The sequence below is a fragment of the Pseudomonas sp. WS 5503 genome, from assembly GCF_012985385.1.
Taxonomy (GTDB): domain Bacteria; phylum Pseudomonadota; class Gammaproteobacteria; order Pseudomonadales; family Pseudomonadaceae; genus Aquipseudomonas; species Aquipseudomonas paracarnis.
This window is the reverse complement of sequence record NZ_JAAQWI010000006.1, coordinates 144,491-170,016: the sequence shown is the minus strand read 5'-3', so window position 1 is coordinate 170,016 and position 25,526 is coordinate 144,491. Positions and strand designations below refer to the sequence as shown.

General features: G+C 60.8%; 24 protein-coding genes. 14 read left to right on the top strand and 10 right to left on the bottom strand.

What is annotated here, in order from left to right; translation table 11 throughout:
* Window positions 1-51 precede the first annotated feature (51 nt).
* The 3 genes from HBO10_RS17100 to glsB all read left to right on the top strand — a co-directional run bounded on the left by HBO10_RS17100 (window position 52) and on the right by glsB (window position 1,844).
* Window positions 52-462, top strand: coding sequence for a hypothetical protein (locus HBO10_RS17100; RefSeq protein ID WP_034125714.1), 411 nt, complete (start codon window positions 52-54; stop codon window positions 460-462).
* A gap of 73 nt (window positions 463-535) precedes the next feature.
* Complete coding sequence (locus tag HBO10_RS17095) at window positions 536-880, top strand: hypothetical protein (RefSeq protein ID WP_034125713.1); 345 nt, start codon at window positions 536-538, stop codon at window positions 878-880.
* A gap of 55 nt (window positions 881-935) precedes the next feature.
* Window positions 936-1,844, top strand: coding sequence for a glutaminase B (gene glsB, locus HBO10_RS17090; RefSeq protein WP_014718789.1), 909 nt, complete (start codon window positions 936-938; stop codon window positions 1,842-1,844).
* Window positions 1,845-2,176: 332 nt separating this feature from the next.
* Here glsB and HBO10_RS17085 read toward each other — a convergent pair whose 3' ends face one another.
* Together HBO10_RS17085 and HBO10_RS17080 are read right to left on the bottom strand one after the other, a co-directional pair.
* A complete protein-coding gene (locus tag HBO10_RS17085) occupies window positions 2,177-3,421 on the bottom strand; it encodes a saccharopine dehydrogenase family protein (RefSeq protein WP_034125712.1) in 1,245 nt (414 codons plus the stop codon).
* 28 nt (window positions 3,422-3,449) lie between these two features.
* Entirely contained in the window at window positions 3,450-4,547 is a 1,098-nt protein-coding gene (locus HBO10_RS17080; RefSeq protein WP_005787689.1) for a carboxynorspermidine decarboxylase, read from the bottom strand.
* A 344-nt stretch (window positions 4,548-4,891) separates the two neighbouring features.
* Here HBO10_RS17080 and metE point away from each other — a divergent pair, with 344 nt between their 5' ends.
* Window positions 4,892-7,234, top strand: coding sequence for a 5-methyltetrahydropteroyltriglutamate--homocysteine S-methyltransferase (gene metE / locus HBO10_RS17075; protein ID WP_052199933.1), 2,343 nt, complete (start codon window positions 4,892-4,894; stop codon window positions 7,232-7,234).
* Between the two features lie 77 nt (window positions 7,235-7,311).
* Here metE and HBO10_RS17070 read toward each other — a convergent pair whose 3' ends face one another.
* Entirely contained in the window at window positions 7,312-8,466 is a 1,155-nt protein-coding gene (locus HBO10_RS17070; protein WP_034125711.1) for a DUF1624 domain-containing protein, read from the bottom strand.
* A gap of 71 nt (window positions 8,467-8,537) precedes the next feature.
* On the opposite strand from HBO10_RS17070, the gene HBO10_RS17065 reads away from it, so the two are divergent.
* Window positions 8,538-9,080, top strand: coding sequence for a DUF924 family protein (locus tag HBO10_RS17065; protein WP_034125710.1), 543 nt, complete (start codon window positions 8,538-8,540; stop codon window positions 9,078-9,080).
* On the opposite strand, the gene HBO10_RS17060 is transcribed toward HBO10_RS17065, so the two are convergent.
* The gene (locus tag HBO10_RS17060; RefSeq protein ID WP_034125709.1) at window positions 9,077-10,516 is read right to left on the bottom strand and encodes a hypothetical protein; all 1,440 of its coding nucleotides are present in this window, start codon (window positions 10,514-10,516) and stop codon (window positions 9,077-9,079) included. The genes HBO10_RS17065 and HBO10_RS17060 overlap by 4 nt on opposite strands.
* Before the next feature lie 146 nt (window positions 10,517-10,662).
* On the opposite strand from HBO10_RS17060, the gene yfcF reads away from it, so the two are divergent.
* Window positions 10,663-11,295 carry a glutathione transferase gene (gene yfcF / locus HBO10_RS17055; RefSeq protein ID WP_034125708.1) on the top strand — a complete coding sequence of 211 codons (633 nt, stop codon included), beginning with the start codon at window positions 10,663-10,665 and terminating at the stop codon, window positions 11,293-11,295.
* On the opposite strand, the gene HBO10_RS17050 is transcribed toward yfcF, so the two are convergent.
* Entirely contained in the window at window positions 11,254-11,538 is a 285-nt protein-coding gene (locus tag HBO10_RS17050; RefSeq protein WP_034125707.1) for a hypothetical protein, read from the bottom strand. The two genes, yfcF and HBO10_RS17050, sit on opposite strands and share 42 nt — an antisense overlap.
* Before the next feature lie 138 nt (window positions 11,539-11,676).
* Here HBO10_RS17050 and HBO10_RS17045 point away from each other — a divergent pair, with 138 nt between their 5' ends.
* A complete protein-coding gene (locus tag HBO10_RS17045) occupies window positions 11,677-12,321 on the top strand; it encodes a hypothetical protein (RefSeq protein WP_034125706.1) in 645 nt (214 codons plus the stop codon).
* A gap of 46 nt (window positions 12,322-12,367) precedes the next feature.
* A complete protein-coding gene (locus HBO10_RS17040) occupies window positions 12,368-12,709 on the top strand; it encodes a hypothetical protein (protein WP_034125705.1) in 342 nt (113 codons plus the stop codon).
* A gap of 171 nt (window positions 12,710-12,880) precedes the next feature.
* Here HBO10_RS17040 and HBO10_RS17035 read toward each other — a convergent pair whose 3' ends face one another.
* Entirely contained in the window at window positions 12,881-13,627 is a 747-nt protein-coding gene (locus HBO10_RS17035) for a creatininase family protein (RefSeq protein WP_034125704.1), read from the bottom strand.
* 30 nt (window positions 13,628-13,657) lie between these two features.
* Window positions 13,658-14,386 (bottom strand): murein L,D-transpeptidase catalytic domain family protein, encoded by a 729-nt coding sequence (locus HBO10_RS17030; protein ID WP_019817186.1) that lies wholly within the window; start codon window positions 14,384-14,386, stop codon window positions 13,658-13,660.
* A 39-nt stretch (window positions 14,387-14,425) separates the two neighbouring features.
* On the opposite strand from HBO10_RS17030, the gene HBO10_RS17025 reads away from it, so the two are divergent.
* Complete coding sequence (locus tag HBO10_RS17025; protein ID WP_034125703.1) at window positions 14,426-16,027, top strand: L,D-transpeptidase family protein; 1,602 nt, start codon at window positions 14,426-14,428, stop codon at window positions 16,025-16,027.
* 123 nt (window positions 16,028-16,150) lie between these two features.
* On the opposite strand, the gene HBO10_RS17020 is transcribed toward HBO10_RS17025, so the two are convergent.
* Window positions 16,151-17,542, bottom strand: a complete 1,392-nt coding sequence (locus tag HBO10_RS17020; protein WP_034125702.1) for a HAMP domain-containing sensor histidine kinase — start codon at window positions 17,540-17,542, stop codon at window positions 16,151-16,153.
* Window positions 17,520-18,203, bottom strand: a complete 684-nt coding sequence (locus HBO10_RS17015) for a response regulator transcription factor (RefSeq protein ID WP_003191687.1) — start codon at window positions 18,201-18,203, stop codon at window positions 17,520-17,522. The genes HBO10_RS17020 and HBO10_RS17015 overlap by 23 nt, the downstream gene beginning before the upstream one ends.
* A 375-nt stretch (window positions 18,204-18,578) precedes the next feature.
* Here HBO10_RS17015 and HBO10_RS17010 point away from each other — a divergent pair, with 375 nt between their 5' ends.
* Entirely contained in the window at window positions 18,579-19,484 is a 906-nt protein-coding gene (locus tag HBO10_RS17010) for a hypothetical protein (protein ID WP_034125701.1), read from the top strand.
* Window positions 19,485-19,683: 199 nt separating this feature from the next.
* Here HBO10_RS17010 and HBO10_RS17005 read toward each other — a convergent pair whose 3' ends face one another.
* The gene (locus HBO10_RS17005) at window positions 19,684-20,592 is read right to left on the bottom strand and encodes a MurR/RpiR family transcriptional regulator (protein ID WP_034125700.1); all 909 of its coding nucleotides are present in this window, start codon (window positions 20,590-20,592) and stop codon (window positions 19,684-19,686) included.
* Window positions 20,593-20,876: 284 nt separating this feature from the next.
* Between HBO10_RS17005 and iolC the strand changes: the two genes are divergently transcribed.
* The 4 genes from iolC (at window position 20,877) to HBO10_RS16985 (ending at window position 25,490) form a co-directional block, all read left to right on the top strand.
* A complete protein-coding gene (gene iolC / locus HBO10_RS17000; protein ID WP_034125699.1) occupies window positions 20,877-22,814 on the top strand; it encodes a 5-dehydro-2-deoxygluconokinase in 1,938 nt (645 codons plus the stop codon).
* Between the two features lie 148 nt (window positions 22,815-22,962).
* Window positions 22,963-23,850, top strand: coding sequence for a myo-inosose-2 dehydratase (gene iolE, locus HBO10_RS16995; protein ID WP_169922038.1), 888 nt, complete (start codon window positions 22,963-22,965; stop codon window positions 23,848-23,850).
* A 3-nt stretch (window positions 23,851-23,853) separates the two neighbouring features.
* On the top strand, window positions 23,854-24,642 hold the full coding sequence (gene iolB / locus HBO10_RS16990) for a 5-deoxy-glucuronate isomerase (protein ID WP_034125697.1): 789 nt from the start codon (window positions 23,854-23,856) through the stop codon (window positions 24,640-24,642).
* Between the two features lie 26 nt (window positions 24,643-24,668).
* On the top strand, window positions 24,669-25,490 hold the full coding sequence (locus HBO10_RS16985; RefSeq protein ID WP_034125696.1) for a TIM barrel protein: 822 nt from the start codon (window positions 24,669-24,671) through the stop codon (window positions 25,488-25,490).
* The last annotated feature ends 36 nt before the right edge of the window (window positions 25,491-25,526 follow it).

Sequence of the window (25,526 nt, the reverse complement as noted above, 5' to 3'; positions counted from 1 at the left end):
CAGCGTCATGCGCCCTATGATGAGAACCAATCTCATCAAAGGAGCTTTGCCATGCGACTCGACAGTTCAACTTTCCCGGTGGTGAAAATCTTTTTCGACGCGCCTAGCGAGGGAGCGCCGGAAGACGCCTTCCTGACATTCGAACGTCTGCTGGCGCGTGAGCAGCCCTTCTTGCTGCTGCACGAAAAGGCCGTGGATGAGAACAATCACGAACACGCCCACGAAGAGCGCAAGCGCGCTTCTATCTGGATGAAGAAAAACAAGGCTGCCTTGCGCGCTTACGTCAAAGGCATGATCCAGGTGGAGCCCAGCGCTGCCAAGCGCCTGGCCCTCAAGCCCTTTGCCGTGACGTTCGGCAAGGCCTGGGGTTACCCGCTGCTGGTGGTGGAGTCCAAGGATCGCGCCTGGGCGTTGGCCCAGGATGTGCTGGATGCAGAAGTGTCGGATGTGGCGTATTTCTGAGCCTGGCCAAAGCTCGACAGCGTCCACAATTGAACTACCTTGATTGACGAGCCTTCCCACTCGGTACTCAAGCATGCGCACTTTATGGACGCGGTACCTGGCGTTGCTGGAAAACGACCTGAGCACGCAGATTTTCGACAATGTTAAAAACCTGTTGGTCTGCGCGTTGTTGTTTGCGGCGGGGACCAACGCGCTGGTGGGACCGCACGAGTTGCTGATCGGTATCTTCGCCTCCAGCGTCGCGGGCTGGGGCTTGATTGTGCTGTCCACGGTGCTGATGCTGTTGAACGTCAGCGACGGCATCCGCCGCCTGGCCAAGTTGCGTTATCACTTGGCGTTGCAACTGTTGTTGATCCTGATCTACGTGGTGATTGCCGAGCGGGTGGTAGAGATTGTGTGGGTGTTGCGCGCCCATTGACGTATCCTCCGCGCCTCGTTTACCACTGATTCGAACAAAGATGACAGGACAAGCTATGCAGGCGCTGCTGGAGTCGATCCTCGACGAAGTGCGCCCCTTGATCGGCCTCGGCAAAGTCGCCGATTACATTCCCGCGCTGGCCGACGTGCCCGCCAACCAACTCGGCATCGCGGTATACGGCAACGACGGCACGGCCTACTGCGCTGGAGATGCAGACACGCTGTTTTCGGTGCAAAGCATTTCCAAGGTCTTCAGCCTGGTGCAGGCCATCGACCATGGCGGCGAATCCATCTGGGAGCGCTTGGGCCACGAGCCCTCGGGGCAGCCGTTCAACTCCATGGTGCAGCTGGAATTCGAGCGTGGCCGCCCGCGCAACCCCTTTATCAACGCTGGCGCGCTGGTGATCTGCGACATCAACCAGTCACGCTTCGCCGTGCCGATTCTGTCGATGCGCGACTTTGTACGGCGCCTGTCGGGCAACCCGCAGATCCTGGTCAATAGCGTCGTGGCCGAATCGGAAGCCCAGCATGGTGCGCGCAATGCGGCCATGGCCTACCTGATGAAGTCGTTCGGCAACTTTCATAACGATGTGGACGCGGTGCTGCACAGCTACTTCAACTATTGCGCGTTGCAGATGAGCTGCCTGGACCTGGCCCGAGCGTTCAGCTTCCTGGCCAATGAAGGCGTGAGTGCCCACAGTGGCGAGCAGGTGCTGACGGCGCGCCAGACCAAGCAAGTGAACTCGATCATGGCCACCAGCGGGCTGTATGACGAGGCGGGCAATTTTGCCTACCGCGTGGGCCTGCCTGGCAAGAGCGGGGTCGGCGGCGGGATCGTCGCGGTGGTGCCGGGGCAGTTCACGGTGTGCGTGTGGTCGCCGGAGCTGAACGCAGCGGGTAATTCACTGGCGGGGATGAAGGCGTTGGAATTGTTGAGTGAGCGGATTGGGTGGTCGGTGTTTTGAGACTGTGATCTTTATTCTTGTGGGAGCTGACTTGCCTGCGATAGCGGTGGTTCAGTTGAAGAATCATTGACTGACAGGTCGCCATCGCGGGCAAGCCAGCTCCCACAGGGATCTATGCCTGGTGCCGATTCTGTGGCAACCCACAACCAGTGTGGGAGCTGGCTTGCCTGCGATAGCGGTGGTTCAGTTGAAGAATCATTGACTGACAGGCCGCCATCGCAGGCAAGCCCGCTCCCACATTTTGAGCCTCATTGTTCTTCGAACTGTAGGTGAGCTCAAACAAAAAATGCGCCCCTTGGGGCGCATTCTTTTGCTCGGTCAGCTATGGCCTATCAGGCCGTCGCATCCCAGGCCCGATCACCGTTCTCGTCTTTGATCCGAGTCGGCAAGCCCATCACATCCAGCGCCTTGAGGAACGGCTCAGCCGGTAGTTCCTCGACGTTGGCCATGTGCTTCACATCCCACTCGCCACGCGCCACCAGCAGCGCAGCGGCTACTGGTGGTACGCCTGCGGTGTAGGAGATGCCCTGGCTGTCGGTCTCGGCATAGGCCTCTTCGTGATCAGCCACGTTGTAGATGAACATCTCACGCGGTTGGCCATCCTTGGTACCTTTGACCAGGTCGCCGATGCAGGTCTTGCCGGTATAGCCCGGGGCGAGCGAAGACGGGTCGGGCAGCACGGCCTTGACCACTTTCAACGGCACCACTTCCAGGCCTTCGGCGGTCTTGACCGGCTGTTCGGAGAGCAGGCCGAGGTTTTTCAGCACGGTGAACACGTTGAGGTAGTGTTCGCCAAAGCTCATCCAGAAACGCACGTTGGGCACGTCGAGGTTTTTCGACAGCGAGTGCACTTCATCGTGGCCGGTGAGGTAGAGGTTCTGCGAACCGACTACCGGCAGGTCGTCGGTGCGTTTGACTTCGAACATGGTGTTGCTGGTCCACTGGCTGTTCTGCCAGCTCCACACCTGCCCGGTGAATTCGCGGAAGTTGATTTCCGGATCGAAATTGGTGGCGAAGTATTTGCCATGGGAGCCGGCATTGACGTCGAGAATGTCGATCGAATCAATGCGGTCGAAATGCTGTTGCTGCGCCAGCGCGGCATACGCGTTGACGACACCTGGGTCGAAGCCCACGCCAAGGATGGCGGTGATGTTCTTCTGTTTGCACTCTTGCAGGTGGTTCCACTCGTAGTTGCCGTACCACGGCGGGGTCTCGCAGACCTTGCCCGGCTCTTCGTGGATGGCGGTGTCGAGGTAAGCCACGCCCGTGTCGATGCAGGCACGCAGTACCGACATGTTGAGGAAGGCGGAGCCGACGTTGATGACGATCTGCGAATCAGTCTCGCGGATCAGGGCCTTGGTCGCTTCCACGTCCAGGGCGTTCAGCGCGAAGGCTTGGATATCGGCGGGAACCTTGAGGCTACCCTTGGCCTTGACGCTGTCGATGATGGCCTGGCATTTGGAGATGTTGCGCGACGCGATAGCAATACGACCGAGTTCGTCGTTGTGTTGCGCGCACTTGTGGGCCACCACCTTGGCGACACCTCCTGCACCAATGATAAGAACGTTCTTTTTCAATTGCTTTATCTCTCCTTTATCCGCCAGCTCAGGACAGGCTGGACAGGTAGTCGTCGTAACCAAATTCACGAACCACCTCGACTGTACCGTCGAGTTGTTTCACTACGATGGACGGCATTTTCAGGCCGTTGAACCAGTTTTTCTTGACCATGGTGTAGCCTGCGGTGTCGATGAACGACAGCCGATCGCCGATGGCCAGCGGACGATCAAATTGATACTCGCCGAAGATGTCCCCGGCCAGGCAGGATTTGCCGCACACCATGTAGGTGTGTTCACCCTCGCTCGGCGCCAGTTTGGCGTTGAGGCGGTAGATCAGCAGGTCCAGCAGGTGGGCTTCGATGGAGCTGTCGACCACGGCGAGGTTCTTGCCGTTGTAGAGAGTGTCGAGCACGGTGACTTCCAGGGAGGCGCTGTTGGTGATCGCCGCTTCGCCGGGTTCCAGGTAGACCTGCACGCCGTACTTCTCGGAGAACGCTTTGAGCCGTGCGCAGAATGCATCCAGTGCATAGCCTTCACCGGTGAAATGGATGCCGCCGCCGAGGCTGACCCACTTGACCTTGTGCAGCAGTTCACCGAAGCGTTCCTCGATGGTGCCGAGCATCTTGTCGAACAGGCTGAAGTCACCGTTCTCGCAGTTGTTGTGGAACATGAAACCGGAGATCTGATCGATCACGCCATCGATCTTCACCGGGTCCCACTCGCCCAGGCGGCTGAACGGGCGCGCCGGGTCGGCCAGCAGGTAGTCAGAGCTGCTCACCTGCGGGTTCACACGCAGGCCGCGGGTCTTGCCTTCGCTGCGTTCGGCAAAACGCTGCAGCTGGCTGATGGAGTTGAAGATGATCTTGTCGCAGTTCTCCAGCATCTCTTCGATTTCATCGTCGGCCCAGGCCACGCTGTAGGCGTGCGCTTCGCCTTCGAACTTCTGGCGACCGAGCTTGAGCTCATACAGCGACGACGAGGTGGTGCCGTCCATGTATTGCTGCATCAAGTCGAATACCGACCAGGTGGCAAAGCACTTGAGCGCCAGCAGAGCCTTGGCGCCGGACTGTTCGCGCACGTAGGCAATCTTCTGCATGTTGACCAGAAGCTTCTGTTTATCGATGAGGTAGTACGGCGTTTTGATCATTTTTGAGAGCCTGCGGCGGTGCCTGCCAAAAAAGGACACGCATTGTGCCCGCACTTGGAACAGATCGAAAGGTTAGCCGGCGGATTTTGCGCGCCACGTTAAGCATAGGGCGTAAGTATGACCGTTCATAAGAATCATGCCGCCTCCTGTGGGAGCGCTCGAGCCTCAGCGAGGCCGCGATGACGGCGCCCCTGGCACCCCACACATCAACAATAGCGCCGCGAATATCATGCTTGCCTGAACATGAGTAAATCTTGTGATGATCTAGAACAGAATGAGTTTGTCTCAAGACGCCCCTCTGCCGACAATGACCGCCATCAATCACACCATCGGAGTTGTAAGTCATGGCAGTCGCTCATTCCCTAGGGTTTCCACGCATTGGACGCGATCGTGAACTGAAAAAAGCGCAGGAAGCGTTCTGGAAGGGTGAGCTCGACGAAGCCGGCCTGCGCGCCGTTGGCCGTGATTTGCGCAGCACCCACTGGGCGCTGCAACAGCAAGCCGGTATCGAACTGTTGCCGGTCGGTGATTTCGCCTGGTACGACCAGGTGTTGACCCATTCGTTGATGTTCGGTGTGGTCCCTGAGCGGTTCCGCCCGGCGGATGGCCAGGCCACGTTGCATACCTTGTTCGCCATGGCCCGTGGCGTCAGTGACAGCTGCTGCGGCGGTGCCCATGCCCAGGAGATGACCAAGTGGTTCGACACCAACTATCACTACCTGGTGCCGGAGTTCAGCGTCGATCAGCAATTCCACCTGGCGTGGGACCAACTCTTCGAAGAGGTCCAGGAAGCCCTCGACCTGGGGCACAGCGTCAAGCCCGTGGTGATCGGCCCGCTGACCTATTTGTGGCTGGGCAAGGCCAAGGGCGCTGACTTCGACAAGCTCGACCTGCTCGAGCGACTGCTGCCGCTGTATGGCCAGATATTCCAGCGCCTGACCGAATTGGGCGTTGAGTGGGTGCAGATCGACGAGCCAATCCTGGCGCTCGATCTGCCTCAGGATTGGAAGAACGCTTTCGAGCGAGCCTATAACCTGATCCAGCGCGACCCGCTGAAAAAATTGGTCGCCACTTACTTCGGCGGCCTGGAAGAAAACCTTGGCCTGGCTGCCAACCTGCCGGTGGATGGCCTGCATATCGACCTGGTGCGTGCGCCGGACCAGTACCCGACCATTCTCGACCGCCTGCCAGCGTACAAGGTGCTGTCCCTGGGCGTGGTCAACGGCCGAAACGTGTGGCGTTGCGACCTGGAAAAAGCCCTGGCCACCTTGCAGCATGCCCATGAGAAGTTGGGCGATCGCCTGTGGGTCGCGCCGTCCTGCTCGCTGCTGCACAGCCCGGTGGACCTGGAACGGGAAGACCAGTTGGATGCCGAACTGAAAAGCTGGCTGGCCTTCGCCGTGCAGAAGTGCGCGGAAGTGGCGCTACTGGCCAAGGCCGTTGATCAGCCCGAAGCCCCTGGCGTACTCACCGCCCTGGCTGCGAGCCGCGCGGTGCAGGCAGCTCGTGCTGCATCGCCACGCATTCACAAGCCTGCCGTTCAAGCTCGTGTAGCGGCCATCACTGCACGGGACAGCCAGCGCCAGTCGCCGTTTGCCCAGCGCATCGAAAAGCAACGGGCCGGCCTTAACTTGCCGCTGTTCCCGACCACCACCATCGGCTCGTTCCCACAGACCGCATCGATCCGCCTGGCGCGTCAGTCGTACAGGGCGGGCAAGTTGAGCCACGCCGAATACGTCGAAGCCATGCACAGTGAGATCAAGCACGCTGTCGAGGTGCAGGAAAATCTCGGCCTGGACGTGTTGGTGCACGGTGAAGCCGAGCGTAACGACATGGTCGAGTACTTCGCCGAACAACTGGATGGCTACGCGTTCACCCGGTTCGGCTGGGTGCAGAGCTATGGTTCGCGCTGTGTGAAACCCGCAGTGATTGTCGGTGACCTGAGCCGCCCGAACGCCATGACCGTGGAGTGGATTCGCTATGCCCAAGGCCTCACCGACAAGGTGATGAAGGGCATGCTCACAGGCCCGGTGACCATGTTGATGTGGTCGTTCCCACGGGAAGACCTGAGCCGCGAAGTGCAGGCCCGGCAACTGGCCCTGGCGATTCGTGACGAAGTGGTGGACCTGGAAGCGGCCGGCATCAAGATCGTGCAGATCGACGAAGCGGCTTTTCGTGAGGGCTTGCCGTTGCGCCAGGCGCAGTGGCAGCACTACCTGGACTGGGCGACTGAAGTGTTTCGTTTGTGCGCGAGTGGCGTGGGCGATGAAACCCAGATCCACACCCACATGTGCTACAGCGAGTTCAACGATGTGATCGAGTCTATCGCCGCCATGGATGCCGACGTGATCACCATCGAGACCTCACGCTCGGACATGGAGCTGCTCGACGCGTTCGAAGCCTTCGCCTACCCGAATGAGATCGGCCCGGGGGTCTACGACATCCACTCGCCACGGGTGCCGGATGTCTCGGAAATGGCCAACTTGCTGCGCAAGGCCGCCAAGCGGATTCCGGCAGAGCGCTTATGGGTGAACCCCGATTGCGGCTTGAAGACGCGGGGCTGGCCGGAGACCGAGGCGGCGCTCATTCATATGGTCACCGCCGCTCGGCAACTGCGTGCTGAGTCAAACTGTAGGAGCGAGCTTGCTCGCGAAAAACGCCAACGATTACGCGTAGCTTCTGAATGAACGTGGCGCCTGTGAGTTTTTCGCGAGCAAGCTCGCTCCTACAAGGGGAGGGGGCAATATTCGCCCCCTGCATCAGGTCAGAGGTATTTGAGCCACGCCAGATCCCGCCGCCGTGCTTTCAGGCCGGCGAACCAAAGCACGGGCAAGTACAGGGCAATCGGCAACAGCAGCGCTGCCAACCACACCGCACCGATATCGTCGAAGCCAAAGTAAGTGCCATGGTTGAGGCCAAACAGCGCAACGCAGGCTACATAGAGGATTTTCAATACATAGAGGTGCAACAGATAAAAGAACATCGGCGCCGCGCCGAACACCGCCAGCACGCCGATCCAGCGCTTATGCCCGGCGCGTTCAAACGCCAGCAGCAACAGCAAGCCAATCCCCAGGGTCAACGCCAGGAACAACAGCGAAGGCGGGTACTTGGTGATATTGAAAAAGCTCATCAGCGTCAGCACGCTGCTGTCATACGCCTGCCAAGGCTGCTCGCCATAGCCGTTGAGCGCTCGCAACAACCCAAAGCCCACCAACGCGCCCACCCCTGCGACCAGTAAATAACGCTGACGCACAGCCGGCAGCGTGGCATTGGCAAACCATGGCCCGAGGCCGTAACCCAGGGCAATCACACCGATCCATGGCAGCACCGGGTAGGTGGTGCGCAGGCGCAGGTTTTCAGAGACTTCAATCCAGGTGCGTTCATGCAGGATGGCCCACGGCACATGCAACATCGAACCCGGTGCGAAGTGCAGCCCATCGAGCAGGTTGTGCCCGGCGATAATCACCAGCGCCAAGCCGATCAGCCAGGCACGCGGTAGCCAGACCAACGCGGCGAGGGCGATCATGCTGATGCCGATGGCCCAGATCACTTGCATGTAGATCACGCTGGGCGGCAGTTGGAAGGTCCACGCGAAGTTGACCAGGGTGAATTCCAGCACCACCAGGAACAGTCCGCGCTTGAACAAGAATGCCGACACGTCTCGACGACCCTGATATTTCTGACCGTACAGCCAAGCCGACAATCCGGTGAGCAGCACAAACACCGGCGCACACAAGTGGGCCAGGGTGCGGCTGAAAAACAACGCAGGCTCGGTGCTGTCTATGCTCATGGGGTCGCTGACCTGGCGGTGCAGCAGGAAGGTTTCACGCACGTGGTCCAGCAACATGAACAGGATCACCAGGCCGCGCAGGGCGTCGATGGATAGCAGGCGTTTGCGTAAAGTCATAGCGTCAGTCATAAGTTAAGGATCACACGCAGGCAAAATATTGACGTTATTCTATAACATTAAGCGAGGCGCTGATGACAAGCATGACCCCACACTCGGCCGAAGCTGTAATCGCGTTCTGGAAACAGGCGGGGCCCAAGCGTTGGTTTACCAAGGACGAGGGGTTCGATAGGGACTTTCGCGATAGATTCAACGCGGCTCATATGCAGGCTGCACGGCGTGAACTCGAAGGTTGGTTGACCACGGCGGATGGCGCGCTGGCGTTATTGATCCTGCTGGATCAGTACCCGCGCAACGCCTTTCGCGGCACGGCGCATATGTTCGCCACCGACCCGCTGGCGCGGTTTTATGCGCGAAAGATGGTGGACGCGGGATTGGATCAACAGGTTGAACCTCAGTTGCGCGCGTTCTGCTATTTGCCTTTTGAACATTCGGAAGACCCGCAGGACCAGCAACGCTCCCTGGCCCTGAACCAGCAGTTGGATGCCAGCACCTACCACTGGGCCAAGGAGCATGCCGACATCATCGAGCGGTTCGGGCGGTTTCCCCATCGTAATGGGGTGTTGGGCAGGGCGAGCACCGATGAAGAACTCGCCTTCCTCAAGGCCGGTGGCTTCGCCGGTTAGGCGTGTTCTGGCGCCAGGCTCTGCTGGGTGGCGACACGGCGAAACCGCCGCACGCCCTTGAGGTCTATCGCCCACCGCAACGCTTCAGTGGCTGAAGGACGCGGGCCTTGGGTGATCGCCTGTTCATCCTGGCCCAGTGCGTCGAGGTAACCCTGGGCACCGCCGCGTTCGCTCCAATAGTGAGTATGGCTGAGCCAGGACTTGGCCAGCCAGCCTTTGCCGTTGCCCACGGTCACCGGCAAGTCCAGCACGCCGCCGCCCATCACGGGCTTGACCGGGCCGCTGACGATGTCGCCGAACAGGCCGAAGGGGGCAGGGAAGTACAGGTTGGTCCAGCGCGTGACGGCAAAGGCTGCGGCGTGGTGCAGGTAGTGCGGGGTGAAGGGCTTTTGGCCGAGCATCAGCGGTTGGCGGGCGTTGTAGCCGTAGCCTTGGGTGTCTTCGGTAGGCGGGCAGGCCGGGGCTTCGCGGCGTCCCATGCGCTGTTTGAAGTCACTGACGCTGCGGCCCAGCAACAGGCTGGCGTGGGCCATCGGGCTGCCGACCGTGACTAGGTCGGTGATGCGCCAGGGGTTGCCCAAGCCGCGCTGTTCGGCAAAAGCTTCGGTCTGTTGCTGACGAAAATTCAACAGGCTGCTTAGGCTGCCGTCCAGCAAGGCGCCGGCTGCGGGCAGGGCCTCCTTGACCACCGGTTGCAGCGGTTCGCGGTTGGCATAACGGGCTGCCAGCTCACGGTTGCTGGGGGTCAGTTGGGTCAGTTTGTCGTGGTACTCATGCCAGAGGTAGCCGACGATGTCATAGGCAATCACGCTGCCCAAACTGTGGCCCACGACGATGATGCGCTCGTAGTCACCCTGATTGTGCAGAGCGCGCAGCAGGTCGACACCATCAGCACGGATCTGCTCGCGCACCATCACGTTTTGCGGGTTGGGGCTGAGGTAGCGTGCGGCGTCTCCCAGGTAGGCCAGCGCCGAATAGCGCAGCGCCAGTCCCATGGCCGCGAGCAGCAGGGGGATCAGCGCGAAGGGGTTGTCGCTGGGGGGCAATTGGCCCCAGGCCGTGGCCAATGTACCGCTGGCAACCAGCAGCAATAACACCAGCACCGTCCAGCGCGTGCTGCGCCAGATCGGCACGATGGCCTCGGGAATGTCGCGACGCGGGCGCTTGAAGATATCCCACAGCCAGCCCAGCAGATGGCCGAACTTGGTGCCCTGCATCTTGTGGGCCCAGTAGTATTCATAGAAATCCGTCGAGGTACGGCCCGAGGCCTTCAGTACGCGCAGGTCGAAGTTGCGCGACAGCCGATCCGGCTTGCTCCAGTACAGAGGTGTGCCATCGGGGGTGTCCGTGGGGATCATCGCTTCGACAAAGCCGCGCAAGGTGTCCATTGGGCGCTGTTCGCCGATGCCGTGGATAACCACAACTGCTTGTTTCATGTGCTGTTCCTTCCTTGAAAATCAGCGGGAGCCATAATATTGCCACTAGCCGCGCTATTCCTGCCAGGAATGCCCCCATAAAAACCCTGCATTGTCTTTATCGGCCCGGATCTCGTAGCGTGATGGCTCACACTAGGAGATTGCCCATGAGCCAAGGCCCGCTGCACCTCTACGTTGATTCGCTGTTCACCAGCCCCTATGCCATGTCGGTGTTTGTCGCCTTGCGCGAAAAAGGCCTGGCGTTCGAGACCCTCACCCTGGACCTCGATGCCGGGCAAAACCAGGCGGCAGATTACGCCCAACGCTCCCTGACCCAGCGAGTGCCGACCCTGCTGGACGGTGATTTTGCGCTGTCGGAGTCTTCGGCCATCACCGAGTACCTGGACCAGGCCTACCCTGAGACCCGCGTGTACCCGGCGGATGTGCAGCAGCGGGCGAGGGCGCGACAGGTCCAGGCGTGGCTGCGCAGCGACCTGCTGCCGATTCGCCAGGAGCGCTCGACGCTGGTGGTGTTCTGCGGGCAGAAGAGGCCGCCGTTGTCAGCAGAGGCTCAAGCCGCCGCGACCAAGTTGATCACCGCGGCGCAAGCCTTGCTGGCGGATAACCGCGAGTACCTGTGCGGCCAGTGGTCGATTGCCGATGTGGACCTGGCGGTGATGCTCAATCGTCTGATCCTCAACGGTGACGCCATGCCAGCGCAGCTGGTGGCCTACGCGCAACGCCAGTGGCAGCGGCCGTCAGTGCGCGAGTGGGTCGAGCTGCGACGGCCCGCGCTCTAGCTCTGCCTGCTGGGCAACGCGCCGGTCGAGGTCTTCCCAATCGGCCATGCCCAACACGCGCATGGTGTTCAAACCACGCAAGTAGCCGCGCAGTTGCTCGGCGCTGGCGCTGCCTTTTGCGGCGTCGGCGTGTGAGTCCAGCAGCACGGTTTCGTACTCGACCAGGTAGTCGGCGACTCGCTCGCGAAACTCTGGCAGGACTGCCTCGCGGATACGATCGAAGATTTTCTGGTAGGGCTTCATGGCGGGGTCCTTATAGATTTTATGGGCGGCCTGACACTATCGGTTCAAATGATAGTCACCATCAAGGATCACAAGTTCTGTTTTTTCGCCAAACGCGCAGAATCTGCACATCGAGACGCAGCCCAAGGAAAATGCGCGATGAGGACGATTATCCAGTTGGCTTTGATGGCCCTGATGCTGGGCACCGCGGTCATGACCACCCCGGCGATGGCCGATGACGTGCGTACAGGCCATTTGCTGCCACTGGTGGGTAGCGTAGACTCTCTGCAGCGTGCCCAGTCGGTGGGGGTGTTGTTCAGCGAAAACACCCGCGACAACCTCAGCTACCTTGAACGCTACCACGCCATGGCGCTGAACGGCGCCAAGGATGCCCTGGATGGGCGGATTCGCGAGGCGTTCGTCAACAGCTCCGACCCGGAACTGGCGATCGACTGGTTGATGCACTCGTTGCAGGGCACTTTTTTCTCGGTGACGGTTTATAGCAGCCTGGATGCCCTGGTGCAGGCGCGCCCGGATGTGGTGGTGGTGCTCGATACCCATAACCAATTGCTGACCCAGCGTAATGACCGGGTCGAAGCACGCTTTGTCGCACGCTTCTACGACGCGAACCTGCAGTTTATCGCCAAGGCCGAAGGCTCGGTGGACAAGCACGTGCCGTCAGTGTGGGTGCACGACAAGGCGGCGCCGGAGATTGCTGCACTGATCGAGCAACAACGCGATGTACAGCAAGATGCCCTGAAGCAGTTCGATGCGTCGCTCAAGGCCCTGGTTCGCGCAGGTTGACCCGCGAATGGTTGTGAACCCTATTTGGTTATTTTCAGGAATGTTTATGCGCTCTTTCTTCGCCCCGGCCCTGGCTTGTGCTTCGTTATTGCTTACCGGCTGTATCACGGCGCCCAATGCCCCATCACTGACCCTGCAAACCAACAAGACCCCCGACGGCTATGTGCAATGCGTGTTGCCCAAGCTGGAAAAGCACGGCATCACCTCGACCGTCACCCAGAACTCGCGCCACGCCAAGGTGCTGTTGACCAGCAAGATTGCCGCCGATGATGTGCTGGAGGCCTACAAGTCCCAGGACGGCACCAAGGTCTTCCTGTACGAGCGCAAGCCGCTGGCTTCGGCGATCAAGCCATCGCGGCTGGAGCAGGCCGCACAGGATTGCAGATAAACCCAGGCACAACGCAAATCCAAAGGTGGGCGGGGGCAACCTCTGACACCCTGTAGGAGCGAGCTTGCTCGCGAAAGACGTCAACGGTAACGCGCGCTCCCTGAATAAACGCGGCGCCTATGATTTTTTCGCGAGCAAGCTCGCTCCTACAGGGTATTGGCCCCATTTGGATCAGGGGCTGGCTTCGTTGCTGAAGCTGTCGACAGTCTTGACCAATCCCTGCGCCGCCAACGCCACCAACTCACCGCCTTTCTCCACAGTAGCCAACGCCGGGTCCGAGCCCATGCGGCCGTCAGGGAAGCGCGCCCGGAAGTCCAGGGCCTCGCGGATCGGGCCGGTGTTGGCAATTCGTGGTGAGTAGTCGGCAGACTTGATCGCGTCCGGATACGCCCACTGCGTCACGGCAATTTCCGACGGCGTGGCGTGGCTGCCATGCCCGACCGGGAATTGACGCTGGGCCAGGTCAGTGACGCCTTCCAGGTCCCACCAGTTCACGAGCTTCAGCGCGAACCCGGCCGGGCGGCGGGCGAAGCTGGCTTCGGCGTACAGCTCGGAGAACGCCGCTTCAATCGTGGCGATGTTGCCGCCGTGGCCGTTCAGGAACAGGATCTTTTCGAAACCATGCCCGGCCAACGAGCGCACCCAGTCGCCAATTGCGGCAATAAAGGTGGAAGGGCGCAGGGAGATGGTGCCGGGAAAGCCCAGGTGGTGTTGGGCCATACCGATATTGAAGGTCGGGCCGACCAGGATATCGGCGTGCTTCTGGGCGTGGTGGGCGATGATTTCCGGGCACATCCAGTCAGTGCCCAACAGGCCGGTGGGGCCATGTTGCTCGTTGGAACCGATGGGAATCACCACCGTGCGGCTGCGTTCCAGGAACTGCCCGATTTCGATCCAGGTGGAGGTGTGTAGAAGCATGCGACGCTCTCTTTTATCTATGGGGACAGGCTATCCGCCACGGATTGTACGACTACTCGCCACCTGTTGGGGTTTGCAATTGAGGTAGGTCGACGACTTCAGCCAGCGCTGGTCGGGGTACCACGAAAACATGAACTGCCCGTCCTTGAGCTTGTCCACCACTTGACGGGCAACTTGCGGGCGCACGGCCGGGCAACCCTGGCTGCGGCCGATGCGGCCTTCGCGCTTGCTCCACAAGGGGCTGACGTAGTCGGCGGCATGAATCACGATGGCGCGGTCGCGGGCCTGGTCATTGAAGCCGGGTTCCAGACCGTCCATGCGCAGCGAGTAGCCATGGGCGCCCAAGTAGCTTTCCTGAGTGCGGAACAACCCCAGGCTCGACTGGTGGCTGCCCTCGAGGTTGGAGAACTGGGTAGCGAAGTTTTCCCCGGACTTGGCGCCGTGGGCCACCAGGTCGCGCAATACCAGGGTCTTTTTGCGCAGGTCGAAGATCCACAGGCGACGGGCGGTCGAGGGCTGGGAGTAGTCAATAACCGCTAGGCGATCGGAACGTTCCTCGCCGTTATTGACCGCGCACTGTACGGCGCTCAGGGCGCTTTTCAGCACGGTGGGATTGAGTTCTGGAGCCGAGCGCGCCAGGCTGCTATACAGGGAAGGAGAGGTGCCATTGGCGGCGAGCGCAACATTGCTTAATAAAGCCAGGCACCCAGTGATCAAGCCCAGGCTGGTTAGCCTGAGCAGGCGTATAAAAGTCAGCATCTACAGTCGAGTCCCCGCTGTGGAGTGGAGCTAAGTCAATTGTTCAAAAAACACGCATGTTACTTGAGCATTTGCCTGCTCGTTGCACCATTGGTCGCTACAGCCGAAACGCTGCCGGTGGAGCCATTGCCCGTCACCACCCCTGCACCGGTCGCGCTGGCGCCACTGCAACAGGCGTTGGCGCAGTTGACCAGTGTCTGCCCGCACCTTGCGCCGCGTATCGATGCTGCCGCGTTGGTGCGCCTGCAAGCCTTTTACCAGCAGCAGGGCGATGCCCCGCTATGGTCGGCTGACGAACGCCGGCAAGCCTTGCACAGCCAGTTGCTGATGCTTGCCGACGATGGCCTGGACCCCACCCACTATAGCTTGCCCGCGGCGGATGCCACGGCCAACGTGCTGTGCAGCGATATCGCCAACAGCCAGCAGTACCTGCAAGCCCTGCAGGATTTGCATTACGGGCGCCTGCAGCAATCGCGCTTTGAGCCTCTATGGCATTCACAGCCGCCCAGTGGCGATCCTAATGCCGAGGTACTGGCGTTCGCCGCCACCGGCCTGCAAGACATGGCCCAAGCCTTCGATCAGGCGCGGCCCAGCGCTGATTTGTATCGCAGCCTGCGCAATGCCTACGCCGGCGTGCGCCAGCAACCGCTGCCCCATTGGGACCCGGTCGCCGAGGGCGCGTTGTTGCGCCCGGGCATGAACGACCCCCGCGTGCCGGAACTGGCGCGGCGCCTGCACAGCGGTGGCTACCTGGCCCAGTTGCCCAGTGGCAACGGCAAGCAATACCAGGGCGAACTGATCAAAGCCGTGAAAGCGTTTCAGCTCAGCCACTCGTTGCAGGCCGACGGCGTAGTCGGCGCCGGCACCGTGGCCGAACTCAATATCAGCCCGGCGGTGCGTCGTGAACAGCTGCGCATCAACCTGGAGCGCTTCCGCTGGCTGGCCCAGGACCTGGAGCCTGAAGGCGTCGTGGTCAATGTGGCCGCCGCGCAGCTGAGCGTGTATCAGAGCGGCATCCCGGTGTGGCAAACCCGCCTGCAAGTGGGCCGGGCCGAACGCCAGACGCCATTGCTCAAGTCGCGCATCACCCGGCTGACCCTCAACCCCACCTGGACTATCCCGCCGACCATCATGCGCGAGGACAAACTGCCCGCCATCCGCCTCAACCCTGAATACCTGCGCCAGCAAAACCTGCAAGTGCTCGACGCCGAAGGTCACCCATTGACCCCCGACCAAGTCGACTGGGCACGCCCCGGCAATATCCTGCTGCGCCAGCAGGCCGGCCCGCGTAACCCGCTGGGCAAGATTGTGATGCGCTTTCCCAATCCGTATTCGGTGTACCTGCATGACACCCCCAGCCAGCCCTTGTTCACCAAGGGCCCACGGGCGTTCAGTTCGGGATGCGTGCGGGTCGAGCAACCGTTGTTATTGCGCGATCTGCTCGTAACGCCCGCCGAACGCACCCGCACCGATGAGCTGCTGGCGACCGGTGAAACCCATGAATTCAGGCTGGCTACGCCGGTACCGGTGCTGTTGGGGTATTGGACGGTAGAAGTGGATCGCCAGGGCGAGTTGGTGTACGCGCCGGATATTTATGCGCGTGACCCGGTGTTGATCAAGGCCATGGGCAGCGTGTTATAGCGTCAGATGGCTTGATATGAATGTAGGAGCGAGCTTGCTCGCGAAAAACGCCAACGATAACGCGTGCTTCCTGAATGAACGCGGTGTCTGTGAGTTTTTCGCGAGCAAGCTCGCTCCTACGTTCTATTCCGGCATCAGTTGCTGGCGGCATTCCAGCACCAGGCGGGCGCCGCCCAACTCACTGGTGCCGACCTCCAGCTTGAAGCCATGCAAGTTGATGATCGCCGCCACGATCGACAGGCCCAGCCCAAAGCCGCCTTGCTGATCACTCTCATCGACCCGATAGAAACGTTGGAACACCGACGCGCGCTCGGCAGCCGGAATGCCTGGCCCGGAGTCGAGCACTTCGATGCGCGTACTCCCAAGGTCGTTGACTGCTCGCAGGATCACCTTGCCATTGGGCGGGGTGAACTTGATCGAGTTACTCAGCAGGTTGGCCAGGGCTTCAAACAACAGCGCACGGTCACCGGTAATCCACGGCAGTGAGTCAGGCGCCTGCAGCACCAACTCCAGTTCGCCTTCTTCGGCCAGGGGCAGGTAGAAATCATGCAGTTCGCGCAGCAACGGCAGCGGGTCCAGCACCAGGAAGCCTGAGCGACGCTGATGGTCTTCCAGTTCCGAGATGCGCAGCAGCCCGCGAAAACGCGCCATCAGCGTGTCGGTTTCGGCGATGGCGTCATCGAGTTTTACCGCGTGGGCCGAGTCTTCCTCGGCTTGTTGCTTGATGCGGTAAAGCTGGGCGCGCAAGCGAGTGAGCGGGGTGCGCAGGTCGTGGGCGATGTTGTCGCACACGCCCTTGACCTCGTTCATCAGTTTTTCGATGCGGTCGAGCATGGCATTGACGATGGCGGCGAGCATGTCCAGCTCGTCGCGCCGGTTGGACAGCGGCAACCGGTGCGTGAGGTCGCCGGCGACGATGGCCTCGGCGCTGGCCTGGATCCCGCGAATGCGCCGCAACGGGCGGCGGCGCAGCAGGTGCCAGCCGGCAGCGCCAGGAATGATGGTCAAGGACAGCGCCCACAGCAGGGCGTGCCAGATAATCCGCGTTACCCCGAACAACGAGCCGTTGGCGCGCACCAACACCAGCCAGCGGCCGTCTTCGGTGTGGGTGGCCACGGCGTCGCAGCTGTCCTTGGGCAGTTTGGGGTCATCGGATTGCACGCAATTGGTCAGGGCGTAGATCTTGCCATCCAGCGGCAGGTCGGGTGGTACGGCGCGGATCGGCCCGCTCAAGGGGCGAAATTGCTCATCGAACAGGCCATAGGCGTCAACACCCTTCATGTCGAAGGTCATGCTTGTGGTCAACGCTTCCACCAGTTCTTCGCCGTCGAAACGCTGGAAAAGATGCTGGCGCTGCAACAGGGAATGGCGCGACAAGTCGCTGAGGTAGCCTGAGACCTCGTAGTACAGCACCCCCATGAGGATGCAACTCCACGCCACGAACAACGAGCTGTACAGCGCCAGCAAGCGGCTGCTGGAAGAGCGCCAGCCTTTAGAGGGGTTCAGCAATGACATAGCCCGAGCCTCGTACCGTGCGGATCAGCGGCGTGAGGCCCGGTGGGTCGATTTTCTTGCGCAGACGGCCGATGTGCACGTCGATCAGGTTGGTGCCGGGGTCGAAGTGATAACCCCAGACTTCCTCGAAAATCATCATCCGCGACAGGATCTGCCCGGTGTTGCGCATCAGGAATTCAAGCAGTTTGTATTCAGTGGGCAGCAGGGTCAGCGGCTGGTCGGCCCGGCTGGCTTCGCGGCTGATCAGGTTCAGTTCCAGGTCGGCCACACGCAGGGCGGTTTCGAATTCCTGGACCGTGCTTTTACGCCGCAGCAGCACCTCGACACGGGCGGCCATTTCATCCGAGGCGAACGGCTTGGTCAGGTAGTCATCGCCGCCGGCACGCAGGCCGCGCACGCGCTCGTCGACATCGGAGAGGGCGCTGATCATCAGGATCGGCGTAGACACCCCAATGGTGCGCAACGTGGTGACGATGGCCAGGCCATCCAGCTCGGGCAGCATGCGGTCGAGGGTGATCAGGTCGTAATCCCCACTCACGGCACGGACCAGGCCCTCGCGGCCGTTGTCCACCCAATCTACGTCCAGTCCATGGCTACTCAGCTCGGCGACAATCTCGCGGGCCGTTACGGCGTCATCCTCGATGGTCAAAATGCGGGTCATAGGATTACCTGGTGAGCGTTCACACTAGAAGTGACGACATTTTGCCAAGAAGTTGCTGAATGTTTCCTAAATAAAACTTCATCTTCTTAAAGCCGACATCGCCCTGTGGGAGCTGGCTTGCCTGCGATGGCGGCTTACCTGCTGGCATATTCGTTGGCGGTCATGCCGCTATCGCAGGCAAGCCAGCTCCCACAGGGGAGTGCATTACGCCCGCCTAATATCGCCGTTTATTGCAACCTGCATGATCTGGCTAAGTTCAATTTAAATAAATCATTGAAATTAAAGGAATTTAATTTTGATCGCCGCTGGCACGCTGCCTGCACTGTCCGTTTTGAGACTTGTAACATCATTTTTCGTGCCTGGAGCAAAACAACAATGATCACATCCTCATCCACGCTGCAAGAGTCAAGCACGCTCTCCGGGGTTTCCTGGGGGGCGATTTTCGCCGGTGCCGCTGCGGCGGCTGCACTGTCATTGATCCTGGTATTGCTGGGCTTCGGCCTGGGCTTTTCGGCGGTGTCGCCTTGGGCTGACAGCGGTATCAGCGCCAAGGGCCTTGGCATTTCCACAATTGTCTGGCTGGCGTTCACCCAGATCGTTGCGTCGGGCCTGGGCGGTTATATCGCCGGTCGTTTGCGGGTGAAGTGGGCCAATATGCACGGGGACGAGGTGTACTTTCGCGACACCGCCCATGGCTTCCTGGCGTGGGCAGTGGCCACATTGATCACGGCGATGCTGGTGGTCGGCTCGGTCAGCAGTGTGGTCAGCGGCGGCGTGAAAGCTGGCGCCAGCGTGGCATCGGGCGCCGCCAGCGGCCTCACCCAAGCTGCCGGCAGCGCGGCAAAAGGTGCCGACAGTGGTGACTTCGGTTATTACGTCGACAGCCTGTTCCGCGATGATCGCCCAGCGGCGGTCAGCGATGATGCAGCCCACGCCGTGGTCGGTCGTATCCTGACGCGTACGTTGAGCAACGACGGCCAACTGGCAGCGGAAGATCGCGCCTACCTGGCCCAACTGATCAGCCAGCGCACCAACCTTAGCCAGGCCGATGCCGAAGCCCGTATCGACAAGGTCTATGGCGACGCGCGCAAGGCCGTTGAAGACGCCAAGCTCAAAGCCAAACAAGCCGCTGACACCGCTGCGAAAGTAGCGGCCTACACCTCGCTGTGGACCTTCGTGGCCCTGCTCATCGGTGCGTTCTTCGCCAGCTTCGCCGCCACCTTCGGCGGTCGCCGCCGGGATGCCGTGGTGTATGTCGAAACCGAAAACTACGTTCGTTAATTCAAGGAGAACATGATGCGCTCATTACTGCTGTGGTTCCTCGGCGTGCCGATTCCGGTGATCATCCTGATCGCGATTTTCATGCACTAATTGTAGGAGCGAGCTTGCTCGCGAAGAACTGCTGGGCGCCGCGTTCATTCAAAATGGCCGCGGCGTTCTTGCGTTTTTCGCGAGCAAGCTCGCTCCTACAGTTGGAGGTTCAGTCGTCGAACCCGACCTGTTCGTGAATCTCATCCACCTTGAGTTCCAACCGATACGCCACCGCAATAAACAGCGCCTGGCACAGGCACAGCGTGGCGCTCAGCGAGCGGAAAGCAAACGAGGAACCTTCATTGACCAACAACACCGCATTCGCCCGCTTGGCCAGGGGCGACAGGTTGCTGTCGGTGATGATCAGGGTCTTGGCCTGGTGATGCTGCGCGATGCGCAGGCAGTGCTGGGTCTCTTTGCCGTAGGGCGTGAAGCTGATGGCTATCACCAGGTCATTGGCGCGCACGCTGCGCATCTGCTCGCGATAACTGCCGCCTAGCCCCGAGATCAGGTGGATGCGCTTGTTGGTGTGCTGCAGGTTGTAGACCAGGTAGTCGGCCACCGCAAAGGAGCGGCGCACGCCGACCACGTAGATGTTGTCGGCATTGACCACCAGGTCCACGGCTTTCTCGAAGGCAGCGTCGTCCAACTCCAGCCCCAAGCGTTCGATGCCCGACAGGGTGGCGTTGACGCACTCGCGCGCCAGGTCGCCGCCGCTGGCCTTCTGCGACTTGTTGGCGATCATGCTGCGAATGCGCTGCTGGTAGTTTTGCACCGGCGTGGTCTTGTGCGTATACGCCTCGCGAAACAGCGCCTGCATCTCACTGAACCCGCTGAAACCGAAGCGCTGGGAAAACCGCACGATGGCCGAAGGGTGCACTTCGCATTCCCGGGCGATGTCGCTGATCCGGTCGACCATGATCCGGTCACTCTGCTGACTCATGTAGCTGGCGATACGCTTGAGCTGGCGCGGCAGGCTCTCGTATTCGTCGGTGATCAGCTGCAACAGGCGTTCGGCATTGATCGGAGGGCTGGCGATAGTTTCTTCCAGTGTGGTCTCGGGATCGGTGCGGGACATGGGCAATCCTTCTGGCGTGTTCGTCTGATGCGCTGATAGGTGGCGCAAGTCTACAGGGTAGGCGCAAAAAAATACCCCGGCATCACGGCCCGCGTGGTCTGCTGAAACGATGCATGGGCGCTGGCGTGCCACTATCCTGAGGTATTGGAAAAAATATTCCACTAAAAATAATTATGGAATAAATATTGATTGCTGCCAGCGGACGTTCTAGTCTGCTCCCACCAAGAGCGTTTGCCGTCGCCACGGCGGCACAACGCAGGCTGATAAAAATAACAGGAGCCAGCATGGGCCAGACTCGTTTTGCCAGTGGGCGTCAATTGGATCTGATTTGCCTCGGGCGCCTGGGCGTCGATCTTTATGCGCAGCAAGTCGGTGCGCGGCTTGAGGATGTGACCAGCTTCGCCAAGTATCTGGGCGGTTCTTCCGCCAATATCGCTTTCGGCACGGCCAGGCTTGGGCTCAAGTCGGCGATGCTGAGCAGGGTGGGTGATGACCATATGGGCCGTTTCCTGGTGGAATCTCTGGCCCGTGAAGGCTGTGATGTCAGCGGCATCAAGGTCGACCCGGAGCGCCTCACCGCCCTGGTGCTGCTGGGCCTCAAGGACCGCGAAACCTTCCCCCTGGTGTTCTACCGCGAAAACTGCGCCGACATGGCCCTGCGCGCCGAAGACATCAGCGAAGCCTTTATTGCCTCCAGCAAAGCGCTGTTGATCACCGGTACGCATTTCTCCACCGACGGCGTGTACAAGGCCAGCCTCCAGGCCCTGGATTACGCGGCCAGGCACAACGTCAAGCGCGTGCTGGACATCGACTACCGCCCTGTGTTGTGGGGCTTGGCAGGCAAGGCCGATGGTGAAACCCGTTTCGTCGCCGACCAGAATGTGAGCCAGCATGTGCAGAAGATCCTGCCGCGTTTCGACCTGATCGTCGGCACCGAGGAGGAGTTCCTGATTGCCGGCGGCAGTGAAGACCTGCTCACCGCCCTGCGCACCGTGCGTGAACTGACCCCGGCCACCCTGGTGGTCAAGCTCGGCCCCCAGGGCTGCACGGTAATTCACGGCGCAATTCCGGCGCGCCTGGAAGACGGGGCGATCTATCCTGGCGTGCGGGTTGAAGTGCTCAACGTGTTGGGCGCCGGTGATGCCTTTATGTCAGGTTTCCTCAGCGGCTGGATCAATGACGCCAGCGATGAGCGTTGCAGCCAGTTGGCCAATGCCTGTGGCGGCCTGGTGGTATCGCGCCACGCCTGTGCGCCAGCGATGCCGACCCCCGCCGAACTCGATTACCTGTTCAACAGCCCCGTGCCCATCACCCGGCCGGACCAGGACGTGACCCTGCAACGCCTGCACCGTGTCACGGTGCCGCGCAAAGCCTGGAAGCAACTGTTCGTGTTTGCCTTCGACCACCGCTGGCAATTGGTGGAGCTGGCGCAAAAAGGTGGCCAGGCCCCTGAGCGTATCAGCGACATCAAGCAGTTGTTTATCCAGGCCATCGAACGCGTGGAGCGCAAACTCAGAGAGCAGGGCGTCGAGGCGGATGTGGGCCTGCTCGCCGACCAACGCTTTGGCCAGGATGCACTCAACGCCGCCAGCGGTCGCGGCTGGTGGATCGCTCGCCCTGTGGAAGTGCAGAACTCGCGGCCCCTCGCGTTCGAGCACGGGCGTTCGATCGGCAGCAACCTGATTGCCTGGCCCCAGGAACAGATCATCAAGTGCCTGGTGCAATTTCACCCCGATGACGAGCCGATGCTGCGCCTGGAACAGGAAGCGCAACTCAAGGCGGTGTACGAGGCGTCGCTGGTCAGTGGCCACGAACTGCTGCTGGAAGTCATCCCACCCAAGGATCACCCGTCCACCTACCCGGACGTGCTCTACCGCAGCCTCAAGCGCCTGTACAACCTTGGCATTTACCCGGCCTGGTGGAAGATCGAAACCCAATCGGCCGCAGACTGGAAAAAGCTCGACGAACTGATCCAGGAGCGCGACCCCTACTGCCGTGGCGTGGTGTTGCTGGGCCTGAATGCTTCCCCCGAGTTTCTCGCCGATGGCTTCAAGCAAGCCAGCCAGAGCAGCACCTGCCGTGGGTTTGCCGTGGGCCGCACGATCTTCCACGAGCCGAGCCGGGCGTGGATGGCGGGGGAGATTGATGATGAAACGCTGATCCAGCAGGTGCAGGCGACCTTCGAACAGCTCATCAATGCCTGGCTCAGTGCCCGACAGTAAATACGATCAAATGTGGGAGCTGGTTTGCCTGCGATAGCAATCTATCAGTTGCAAATGTACTGCCTGACACACTGCTATCGCAGGCAAGCCAGCTCCCACACAAAGCAGATCCCAGTGAATTCTGAAGATAAAAACAAAAGGTGCAGCCATGCCCGCAATCCGAATTGGCATCAACCCGATCTCCTGGAGCAACGACGACCTCCCGGCCCTCGGCGGTGAGACCCCGCTGAGCACGGCCCTGAGCGAAGGCAAGGACATCGGCTACGAAGGTTTTGAACTCAACGGCAAATTCCCCAAGGATGCCAATGGCGTCGCTGACGTGCTGCGTCCTTATGACCTGGCGCTGGTGTCCGGTTGGTACTCCAGCCGTCTGGCCCGTCGTTCGGTGGCTGAAGAAATCGAGGCGATTGCCGCCCATGTCGAACTGCTCAAACACAACGGCGCCTCGGTACTGGTATACGGCGAAGTGGCCGACTCGATCCAGGACTCGCGTATCCGCCTGATCGAGCGCCCGCGTTTTCACAGTGAACAGGCCTGGCAGGCTTACGCCGACAAGCTTACCGAACTGGCGCGCTTCACCTTGTCCCAGGGCGTGCGCCTGGCCTATCACCACCATATGGGCGCGTACGTCGAATCCCCCGAGGACATCGACCAGTTGATGAAACGCACGGGCCCGGAAGTCGGCTTGCTGTTCGATTCGGGCCATTGCTACATGGGCGGCGGCGAACCCATCGAGGTGCTGCGCAAGCATATCGAGCGCGTCTGCCATGTGCATTTCAAGGATGTACGCAAACCCGTGGTGCAACTGGCGCGTAACCAGATGTGGAGCTTCCCGGACTGCATCGTCAACGGCACTTTTACCGTGCCCGGCGATGGTGATATCGACTTCGCACCGTTGCTGGATGTGTTGCTCGCGGCGAACTACAAGGGCTGGCTGGTGGTGGAAGCCGAGCAGGACCCGGCCGTAGCGCCCAGCTATATCTACGCGAAGAAGGGTTACGACACCCTGCGTGCGCTTCTCAACCAGAGGACTTGAGTGATGAGCTTGTTGGTCAAAAGCAGCAAACGCGGGCAAACCATGGTGGCGTTGGAAGCCGGGCGCCTGGAATACGTGGGCTTTGCCGCGTACCGCCTGAGCCTGGGCGAAACCCTGCCGGTCAGTGCGGGCGATCAGGAACTGTGCCTGGTGCTGCTCAGCGGTCGGGTGACGATCGAAGGCTCGGGTTTCAGTTGGCAGAACCTCGGTGATCGCCAGTCGGTGTTCGAAGACAAGTCACCGTTCGCCGCCTATTTGCCCCCGGGCACTGACGCCCGAGTCACGGCCCTGAGCGATGTGCAAATTGCCGTCTGCGCAGCGCCGGGTGCTACGGGTTTTGCCCCGCGCTTGATCCGCCCCGAGCAGTGCAAGCGCAGTGTGCGCGGCAAAGGCGCCAACACTCGCTACGTCTGCGACATCCTGCCCGACAGCGATCCGGCCCATTCGCTGCTGGTGGTGGAAGTGCGCACGCCGTCGGGGCATTCCTCCAGCTACCCGCCGCACAAGCACGACACCGACGACCTGCCGCACCAGAGCTTTCTGGAAGAGACCTACTACCACCAGGTCAACCCGCCTCAGGGCTTCGTGTTCCAGCGCGTGTACACCGATGATCGCAGCATCGACCAGGCGATGGCCGTGGAAAACAGTGACCTGGTGGTGGTGCCCAAGGGCTATCACCCGGTCAGCGTGCCGTATGGCTACGAGTCTTATTACCTGAACGTGATGGCCGGCCCCAAACGTGCCTGGCATTTCCATAACGACCCGCAGCACAGCTGGCTGCTGGACCTGTAAACGGTGTTGGACGGAGAACAAAAACAATGAAGTCGCCGCTACGTTTTGCCCTCAACCGCATGGTCGCCCCCAACCTGTCCCTGCCGGATTTCATCCAGTTGGCGGCGGCTCTCAACTGCGAGGCCATTGAGATCCGCAACGACCTCAAGAACCGTGAAATCGAATACGGCACACCCGCCAGCCGCGTGCGTGAATTGTGCGCAGCGCAGGGCATCAAGGTGTTGTCGATCAACGCGCTGTACCCCTTTGATGTGTGGAATGACGAACGCCGTGCCCAGGCAATCGAACTGGCCACCTACGCCCGTGAGTGCGGGGCCGAAGGCTTGGTGATGTGCCCGTTCAATCAGCCTGGCGATACGCGCAACGACGCGCAGCGCGCGGCTGGTTTGCGCACGGCCTTGAGCGAACTGGCGTTGATCCTGCGCGAGTACGGGATTCTGGGTTTTATCGAGCCCCTGGGCTTCACCGTATCCGCCCTGCGCCGCAAGCGCGTGGCAGTGGATGCAATCAAGGCCATCGGCGGCCTGGATGTATTCCGGGTGGTGCACGACACCTTTCACCATCACCTGGCCGGCGAGCATGAGTTCTTCCCGGAACTGACCGGGCTGGTGCACATCTCCGGGGTGGAAGACCGCGAGGCGCCGCTGGAGTCGATCCGCGACGGCCACCGCGTGCTGGTGGGCGAGGACGATATCCTCGGGAATGCGGCGCAGATCGACACCTTGCTGAGCACCGGCTACAGCGGCTATCTGTCGTTCGAACCGTTTGCCGAAAGCGTGCACGGGTTGGCGGATATCCGGCAGGCGTTGGGCAGCAGCATGGCGTATTTGCAAAAGCCCTTGCCATAACGCGATCAAAAATGTGGGAGCTGGCTTGCCTGCGAT

Bases quoted from the DNA above. Each gene is read 5' to 3' on its own strand.
- HBO10_RS17045 (WP_034125706.1), top strand. From the start codon at position 11,677: ATGAGGACGATTATCCAGTTGGCTTTGATGGCCCTGATGCTGGGCACC.
- HBO10_RS17100 (WP_034125714.1), top strand. From the start codon at position 52: ATGCGACTCGACAGTTCAACTTTCCCGGTGGTGAAAATCTTTTTCGAC.
- HBO10_RS17035 (WP_034125704.1), bottom strand. From the start codon at position 13,627: ATGCTTCTACACACCTCCACCTGGATCGAAATCGGGCAGTTCCTGGAA.
- HBO10_RS17040 (WP_034125705.1), top strand. From the start codon at position 12,368: ATGCGCTCTTTCTTCGCCCCGGCCCTGGCTTGTGCTTCGTTATTGCTT.
- HBO10_RS17070 (WP_034125711.1), bottom strand. From the start codon at position 8,466: ATGACTGACGCTATGACTTTACGCAAACGCCTGCTATCCATCGACGCC.
- HBO10_RS16985 (WP_034125696.1), top strand. From the start codon at position 24,669: ATGAAGTCGCCGCTACGTTTTGCCCTCAACCGCATGGTCGCCCCCAAC.
- HBO10_RS17050 (WP_034125707.1), bottom strand. From the start codon at position 11,538: ATGAAGCCCTACCAGAAAATCTTCGATCGTATCCGCGAGGCAGTCCTG.
- HBO10_RS17020 (WP_034125702.1), bottom strand. From the start codon at position 17,542: ATGTCATTGCTGAACCCCTCTAAAGGCTGGCGCTCTTCCAGCAGCCGC.
- HBO10_RS17005 (WP_034125700.1), bottom strand. From the start codon at position 20,592: ATGTCCCGCACCGATCCCGAGACCACACTGGAAGAAACTATCGCCAGC.
- HBO10_RS17095 (WP_034125713.1), top strand. From the start codon at position 536: ATGCGCACTTTATGGACGCGGTACCTGGCGTTGCTGGAAAACGACCTG.
- yfcF (WP_034125708.1), top strand. From the start codon at position 10,663: ATGAGCCAAGGCCCGCTGCACCTCTACGTTGATTCGCTGTTCACCAGC.
- HBO10_RS17030 (WP_019817186.1), bottom strand. From the start codon at position 14,386: ATGCTGACTTTTATACGCCTGCTCAGGCTAACCAGCCTGGGCTTGATC.
- HBO10_RS17010 (WP_034125701.1), top strand. From the start codon at position 18,579: ATGATCACATCCTCATCCACGCTGCAAGAGTCAAGCACGCTCTCCGGG.
- HBO10_RS17065 (WP_034125710.1), top strand. From the start codon at position 8,538: ATGACCCCACACTCGGCCGAAGCTGTAATCGCGTTCTGGAAACAGGCG.
- HBO10_RS17015 (WP_003191687.1), bottom strand. From the start codon at position 18,203: ATGACCCGCATTTTGACCATCGAGGATGACGCCGTAACGGCCCGCGAG.
- glsB (WP_014718789.1), top strand. From the start codon at position 936: ATGCAGGCGCTGCTGGAGTCGATCCTCGACGAAGTGCGCCCCTTGATC.
- iolE (WP_169922038.1), top strand. From the start codon at position 22,963: ATGCCCGCAATCCGAATTGGCATCAACCCGATCTCCTGGAGCAACGAC.
- HBO10_RS17060 (WP_034125709.1), bottom strand. From the start codon at position 10,516: ATGAAACAAGCAGTTGTGGTTATCCACGGCATCGGCGAACAGCGCCCA.
- iolC (WP_034125699.1), top strand. From the start codon at position 20,877: ATGGGCCAGACTCGTTTTGCCAGTGGGCGTCAATTGGATCTGATTTGC.
- HBO10_RS17080 (WP_005787689.1), bottom strand. From the start codon at position 4,547: ATGATCAAAACGCCGTACTACCTCATCGATAAACAGAAGCTTCTGGTC.
- iolB (WP_034125697.1), top strand. From the start codon at position 23,854: ATGAGCTTGTTGGTCAAAAGCAGCAAACGCGGGCAAACCATGGTGGCG.
- metE (WP_052199933.1), top strand. From the start codon at position 4,892: ATGGCAGTCGCTCATTCCCTAGGGTTTCCACGCATTGGACGCGATCGT.